Source organism: Streptomyces sp. NPDC054841 (genome assembly GCF_053611045.1).
On sequence record NZ_JBSGZO010000475.1, the window covers coordinates 1 to 6,304 of the forward strand.

Sequence of the window (6,304 nt, forward strand, 5' to 3'; positions counted from 1 at the left end):
GGCCCGCGACGCCTGGCACGCACTCCCCCGTAGCCCTTCGGGCACGGGAGGTGCCCCCACGCTGCGTTGTCGGACTCATCCAAGTACGTCCAGTACGAGGACGATCCTCCGCCTTGCGATCGCACGCACCAGACGCCGCGGGCCCCGCCCTTCGGGCGGACGGCGCTACTTTCGCAACATGCCCTCGTCGGCGCCGTCATTTCTGGGTATGTCCAGTACATGACGAACTTATGGAGCGGAGCCTTCTGGGCCGCAACCGCAGAGCGCGCCATCCGTACCTTCGCGCAGTCGCTCGCCGCGGTCCTGGTGGCCGGGGCGACCAGCCTCTTCGACGTCGACTGGCCCGCGGCCCTCGCTACGGCGGGCCTTGCCGCCCTCCTCGCCGTCCTCACGGCGCTGGGCGCCTCGGGGCTGGGCCGGCGGGGTCCCGGCATCACCGAGACCACCGACCGGCCGGCCACGGCGGCACCACCGCCGGCACCGTCCCCTCAGCCGCCCTGACCGGGCGGCCCGACCAGCTCCCGCAGTATGTCCTCCATCGTCACCAGGCCGGCCAGTCCGCCGTTCTCGTCCAGCACTGCCGCGAGATGGGTGCGGCTGCGCCGCATGGCCGTGAGCACGTCGTCGAGCGGGGTCGCGGCCCGCACCCGGGCGATGGGCCGCATCGCCGAGACCGGGAACGGCATATCGCGCGGAATGTCGTCCAGGGCATCCTTCACATGCAGGTAGCCGAGGATCTGACGGTTGCTGTCGACGACGGGGAAACGGGAGAAGCCGGACTCCGCCGCCAGCCGCTCGAGCTCCTCGGGCGTGGCGCCGACCTGGGCGTACACCACCCGCTCCACCGGCATCACCACATCGGCGACCGGCCGGCGCCCCAGCTCCAGGGCGTCGCGCAGCCGCTCGGCCGCCCGGTCGTCCAGCAGCCCGGCGTCTCCGGAGTCCCGGACCATCCGGGCCAGTTCGTCGTCCGAGAAGGTCGCCGCCACCTCGTCCCTGGTCTCCACCCGCAGCAGCTTCAGCAGCGCGTTCGCGAAGGCGTTGATCGTGAAGATCACCGGGCGCAGCGCCCGGGCCAGCGTCACCAGCGGCGGACCGAGCATCAGCGCGGCCCGCGTCGGTTCGGCCAGCGCGATGTTCTTCGGGACCATCTCGCCGAGCAGCATGTGCAGATACGTGGCCACGGAGAGCGCGATCACGAACGAGATCGGGTGGACCAGGCCGTGCGGCACACCGACGGCGTCGAAGACGGGTGTCAGCAGATGAGCGATGGCCGGTTCCGCGACCACACCCAGTACCAGCGTGCACAGCGTGATGCCGAGCTGTGCCGCGGCGAGCAGCGCCGAGACGTGTTCCAGACCCCAGATGACGCTGCGCGCCCGCCGGTTCCCGGCTTCCGCCTCCGGCTCGATCTGGCTGCGTCGCACGGAGATCAGGGCGAACTCCGCACCGACGAAGAAGGCGTTGACGACCAGCGTCAGAAAGCCGATGAAGAGCTGGATCGCGGTCATCGCGCCGTCCTCTCCTCGTCGGGGCCGTCCGACGGCAGCGGCGCGTGCATCAGCACCCGCGCCGCGCGCCGCCCGGAGGCGTCCACGACGTCGAGCCGCCAGCCGGACAGCTCGATGCTGTCCCCGACGGCCGGAATCCGGCCGAATGTGGTGGCCAGCAGCCCGGCGAGGGTCTCGTACGGTCCTTCCGGCACCCGCAGCCCGATGGCTTCCAGCTGGTCGGTACGGGCGGCCCCGTCGGCCGACCACAGGGCGCGGCCGTCCGCGTCCTCGCCGGCCCTCGCGAGGTCCGGCGTCTCATGCGGATCGTGCTCGTCGCGGACCTCGCCGACGACCTCCTCGACGATGTCCTCCAGCGTCACGACCCCGGCCGTGCCGCCGTACTCGTCGATCACCACGGCCATCGTCCGCTTCCCGGACAGCCGGTCCAGCAGCCGGTCCACCGTCAGGGTCTCCGGTACGAGCAGCGGCTCGCGCAGCAGCTCGGCCACCGGGTGGCGCGGCCGACGCTCGGCCGGAAGGGCCAGGACGTCCTTGATGTGGGCGATTCCGATGACGGTGTCGAGGCTGCCCCGGTAGACGGGGAAGCGCGACAGACCGGTGGCTCGGGTGGCGTTGGCGACGTCCTCGGCGGTCGCCTGCACCTCGAGAGCCGTGACCTGGACGCGCGGCGTCATCACGTTCTCCGCGGTCAGCCCGGCCAGACTCAGGGTGCGGACGAACAGCTCGGCGGTGTCCGCCTCCAGCGCGCCCTCCTTGGCGGAGTGCCGGGCCAGGGCGACGAGCTCCTGCGGGCTGCGCGCCGAGGCCAGCTCCTCGGTCGGCTCCAGGCCGAGCCGGAGCAGGATGCGGTTGGCCGTGTTGTTCAGATGGCCGATCAGCGGGCGGAACGCCGCCGAGAAGACCCGCTGCGGGGGCGCGACCACCTTGGCGACGGCGAGCGGCGACGAGATCGCCCAGTTCTTGGGGACGAGCTCGCCGACGACCATCAGCACGATCGTCGACAGACCCGTACCGATGACGAGGGCCAGGGACGAGGCGGCCGAGGGCGAGACACCGAGCGCCTCGACCGGCCCGCTGATCAGCTTGGCGATGGACGGCTCGGCGAGCATGCCGACGACCAGATTGGTGACTGTGATGCCGAGCTGGGCGCCGGAGAGCTGGAAGGTGAGTTCCCGGACCGCCGTCAGCGCGCTCGCCGCGCCGCGCTCGCCCCGCTCCACCGCTCGTTCGAGGTCGGAGCGCTCGACCGTCGTGAGCGAGAACTCCGCCGCGACGAAGCCCCCACAGGCGAGGCAGAGCAACACCGCAACGACGAGAAGCAGCACCTCGGTCATCGGTTCACCTCCGTCCCATGGTCGGCCAGGGACAGGAGGACCGCGCGATATCTGCTACTGGGAGGCTCGCCCATGGGCGGACGCTCACACCTTTCGTTCAATGCTGAAACTGTCGAGGGGAGCACCCATGGTAAAGGACAGGCAAAGCCGTGGCCCAATCGCTCGGATCATCCGGGCTGTCCCGGCTGTCCCGGCTGTCCTGGCCGTCCCGGTGCACGGAAACTCGGCTGCTCAGCCGCGTGTGCGGAGGACCTCACTCGGCGAGTGGCTTCACCCAACGGCTCCACTGGGGCTCGGGGGCGTAGCCGGCCGCCCGCCATGCGTGGTGCGCCGACGCGTTGCGGTCCAGCACCATCGCGTCCCCGCGCCGCCCGCCCAGGCGTACGAAACGTTCCTCGGCCGCCGCGAGGAGCGCCCTGCCGACGCCGCGCCGCCGGTGGTCCGGGTGGACCGCGAGCCGGTACAGATGGCAGCGCCAGCCGTCGAACCCCGCGATCACCGTGCCCACCAGCTCACCGTCGCGCTCCGCGAGGATCAGCGCCTGCGGATCGCGGACGACGAGCCGCTCGACGCCCTCCGGGTCGTCGCTGATGCTGGTGCCTTCCGCGGCCGCCTTCCAGAAGGCGAGCACGGCGCCGAGGTCGGCCGGCGACGCGGCCCGTATCCGAAGATCAGTCATGGCTGCCATCCGAGCACCGCGCGAGCGCGGCCGTCGACGGGATTCCACGATGCGGACCGGTCCCGTGCGCAGCGATACGGCCGTGCTCAGTCGCCCCGCAGCTCCTCGATCACCTTGCCGAACGCCTCCATCCAAGGGTCGAGCACGGTGAGGTACGAGAAGCCGTAGCGCTCGCGCTGCTCCCTCATCCGGTCCGCGATCTGCTTCACGGTGCCGATGGCGAACAGCGGCAGCTCCAGCACCTGCTCCTCGGTGAGATGCGGGACCAGCGGCAGCAACTCCTGAGCCGCGGCCCGGCGGTCGTCGGTGATCGTCGGGGCCTGCACCAGCAGGTTGAGCTCGGCGGGCGTCTCACGGCCGGCCGCGAACGAGTGGTACGCAGCCACCCGCTCGTCCAGTTCCTCGGCGGTGAGCGCTACCATCGCGCCGTTCGCCACGCGGGCCCCGGTGAACGCGACGATGTCCGCGTGCTCGGCCGCCAGCCGCAGCACCCGGTCGCCTTTCGCGCCGATCAGCAGCGGAGGCCGGGGACGCTGCACCGCCCGAGGTACGTGCCCCTCGTCCGCGAGCAGCCGGCCGACCTCCTCGACCGTCCGGGCCAGGTGGTCGACCCTGCGGCCCGGCGGGAGGAACTCCAGGCCCGCGCGGTCGTGTTCCGCCTTCACATAGCCCGTGCCCAGCCCGACCTCCAGACGTCCGCCGGTCAGAGCGTCGGCGGTCGCGATCTCCCGGGCCAGCAGATGGGGGTTCCAGAACGCCGCGTTGAGGACGAACGTGCCCAGCCGCGGCCGCTCGGTTGCCTCGGCAGCGGCGATCAGTGCGGGAAACGGCGCCACCATGCCGAGATGGTCGGGCACGAGGATGGTGTCGTAGCCGAGCTCCTCCGCCCGTCCGCACCGCTTACACCACTCCTTGCCCTCACCGGGCGTCACCATGTTCACCCCGAACCGGAACGGCCTGACCATCAGGATCCTCCTCAGAAGCTCGGCAAGCTCGGCTACTCGTGCGCGATGGCGGAAAATTAATTAGCCACCGCAGAAAACACGAGAGCCCCCGTCCTCCTGGTCGCGGAGGCGGGGGCGCTGCGTGTGCTGAGGCTCAGGTCTGGCAGCGTCAGGTCTGGCACTGGGAGGTCGCGGCGCTGCTCCAGTTGGACCAGGCGCCCCCTGCGGGCCTGACATGGACGCGGATCTCAACCTTGACGTTGACCGGGCCGCAGACGCGGTCCGTGGAGCCGATGGCGATGGGGCCGACCGTGGACCGTCGCTGGACGACGGTACGCCCGTTGCCGATCTTCACCCAGTGACCGCCCGAGACGACGCGGAAGTACGCCTCGTACTCGACCCAGGAGGCGTGCGGGCGCGTATTCGTCAGGACCGTGTGCGCGGTGATGTTGCGCATGAAGACGTGGCCGTCCTTCCACCGCTCCGCGCTGATACAGCCGTTACCGGAGATGCCCTGGGTCGAGACGGACCCGCCGCAGGCGATGGCGGCGGCGTGGGCGTCGGCGGGGAGGGCAAGTGCGGCAACGGCAGCAGCGGCCACGACAGTTCCCGTACGTTTCAGCATTCAGGTACTCCTTTGGGTTGGGTGCGGTCGGCGAGCAGCAGGGCGAGGGGACCGCCGGGGAGGTGACACCGGCCGTCCTGCGCGGCCTGGATCGCCTCGTTCATCGGCCACCAGGACAGCTTGAAGTCCTCTTCGGTGTCGTTGAGTTCCTGTGGTCCGAGCGTGAGGTGTTAGGCGAGGAACAGCGACAGGCGGGCGTTGTTTCCGAGGGTGATCGCGTAGGTGCCGAGATGCTGCCACCGGGTGGCCTCGACCCGGGCCTCTTCCTTCAGCTCCCGCCGCGCACAGTCCTCGGGAGTCTCCCCCGGATCGCGTCGGCCACCGGGAAGGAAAATCTCCCCGTGTTCGGCGCTGCGGGAGGACAGGACGGCTACCCGGCCGTCTTTGGTGCGGGCGACGACCACGGCGGCGTCCTGAAGCTGGGGCATGGGCTCGTTTCCGTGAGGTAGGCGGTGATGGTGTCGGCGAGTTGGGCGGGGGTGTTGTCGTCCGTGTCGATGATGACGCCTGTGGGGTCAGCGGCGGCGATTTTGTCGAAATTGGTGCGGAGTCGTGTCAGCCGGCCGGGGACGTTGACCATGTCGTCGTCCTGGTTGTAGTCCTGTTTTCCGGCCATACGGTCGCGCAGGGTGGCGTCCGTGCACCGCAGGTAGAACGTGTGGTCGGGCTGGGCGAGGTACGGGCGGAACGGTTCGACCAGCTCCTTCACCTGCTGTGTCGTGCCTGCGCAGGTACACCAGGCCGACCAGCGCACGCTGGTGCGGTGGGAGCTTGCAGCGGCGGTCACCCTCGCGGGTGACGATGAGCATGGTGACCCACTCGACCAGGGCGTGGGGCAGGTCGAGTGCGGCAAAATACGGAACCAACGCGGCTCCTGTGCCTGTGGGTTGAGACTTCGAACACCTCCCCCAACGGCACGGGAGCCTCGTGCGTTGCGCCCACCGCCAGCGTCACCCGATCAGTGGCCACTCTGAAACAGCTCAGTGCTTTACCTGGAAAGTGCTCTTTTCCTAGCAACCAACAGGACCCTCAGCAAGTCCTATCGTTGCAGGTCAAGGTTTCCGTGTTTATGATCAACCTCTGGACAGCCCGCTTCATGAAAGCGCGAGGCTAAGGGCTTGCAGGGAAACAAGGTGTTGCTTCCCGTGCTGGGGATCGTTGGTGTGGTATGCGCATCCCGGACGAGGTTCGTGACCAACTCTCAGTGA

The 6,304-nt window shown here is 69.7% G+C and carries 8 protein-coding genes and 1 pseudogene; 1 reads left to right on the plus strand and 8 read right to left on the minus strand.

The genetic code is table 11. The annotated features are described in order from the left end of the window. The first annotated feature begins 219 nt into the window (after positions 1 to 219). Positions 220 to 501: a holin gene (locus ACWGI8_RS36985; protein WP_453667818.1), complete on the plus strand. Its 282-nt coding sequence runs from the start codon at positions 220 to 222 to the stop codon at positions 499 to 501. On the opposite strand, the gene ACWGI8_RS36990 is transcribed toward ACWGI8_RS36985, so the two are convergent. From ACWGI8_RS36990 to ACWGI8_RS37025, 8 genes and pseudogenes are all read right to left on the minus strand, one after another. Beyond that, complete coding sequence (locus tag ACWGI8_RS36990; protein ID WP_453667819.1) at positions 489 to 1,511, minus strand: hemolysin family protein; 1,023 nt, start codon at positions 1,509 to 1,511, stop codon at positions 489 to 491. The genes ACWGI8_RS36985 and ACWGI8_RS36990 overlap by 13 nt on opposite strands. Beyond that, the gene (locus ACWGI8_RS36995) at positions 1,508 to 2,848 is read right to left on the minus strand and encodes a hemolysin family protein (protein ID WP_453667820.1); all 1,341 of its coding nucleotides are present in this window, start codon (positions 2,846 to 2,848) and stop codon (positions 1,508 to 1,510) included. Before ACWGI8_RS36995 ends, ACWGI8_RS36990 begins: the two co-directional genes overlap by 4 nt. Before the next feature lie 253 nt (positions 2,849 to 3,101). Next, on the minus strand, positions 3,102 to 3,575 hold the full coding sequence (locus ACWGI8_RS37000) for a GNAT family N-acetyltransferase (RefSeq protein ID WP_453667821.1): 474 nt from the start codon (positions 3,573 to 3,575) through the stop codon (positions 3,102 to 3,104). A gap of 38 nt (positions 3,576 to 3,613) precedes the next feature. After that, the gene (locus tag ACWGI8_RS37005; protein ID WP_453667822.1) at positions 3,614 to 4,492 is read right to left on the minus strand and encodes an LLM class F420-dependent oxidoreductase; all 879 of its coding nucleotides are present in this window, start codon (positions 4,490 to 4,492) and stop codon (positions 3,614 to 3,616) included. 148 nt (positions 4,493 to 4,640) lie between these two features. Next, the gene (locus ACWGI8_RS37010) at positions 4,641 to 5,096 is read right to left on the minus strand and encodes a hypothetical protein (protein ID WP_238577396.1); all 456 of its coding nucleotides are present in this window, start codon (positions 5,094 to 5,096) and stop codon (positions 4,641 to 4,643) included. Between the two features lie 170 nt (positions 5,097 to 5,266). Further along, complete coding sequence (locus ACWGI8_RS37015) at positions 5,267 to 5,524, minus strand: NUDIX hydrolase (protein WP_453667823.1); 258 nt, start codon at positions 5,522 to 5,524, stop codon at positions 5,267 to 5,269. Beyond that, positions 5,467 to 5,805, minus strand: coding sequence for a hypothetical protein (locus ACWGI8_RS37020; RefSeq protein WP_453667824.1), 339 nt, complete (start codon positions 5,803 to 5,805; stop codon positions 5,467 to 5,469). The genes ACWGI8_RS37015 and ACWGI8_RS37020 overlap by 58 nt, the downstream gene beginning before the upstream one ends. Positions 5,806 to 5,809: 4 nt before the next feature. Continuing rightward, positions 5,810 to 5,962 (minus strand): annotated as a pseudogene (locus ACWGI8_RS37025) (IS5/IS1182 family transposase); the annotation flags it as partial. Positions 5,963 to 6,304: the final 342 nt, after the last annotated feature.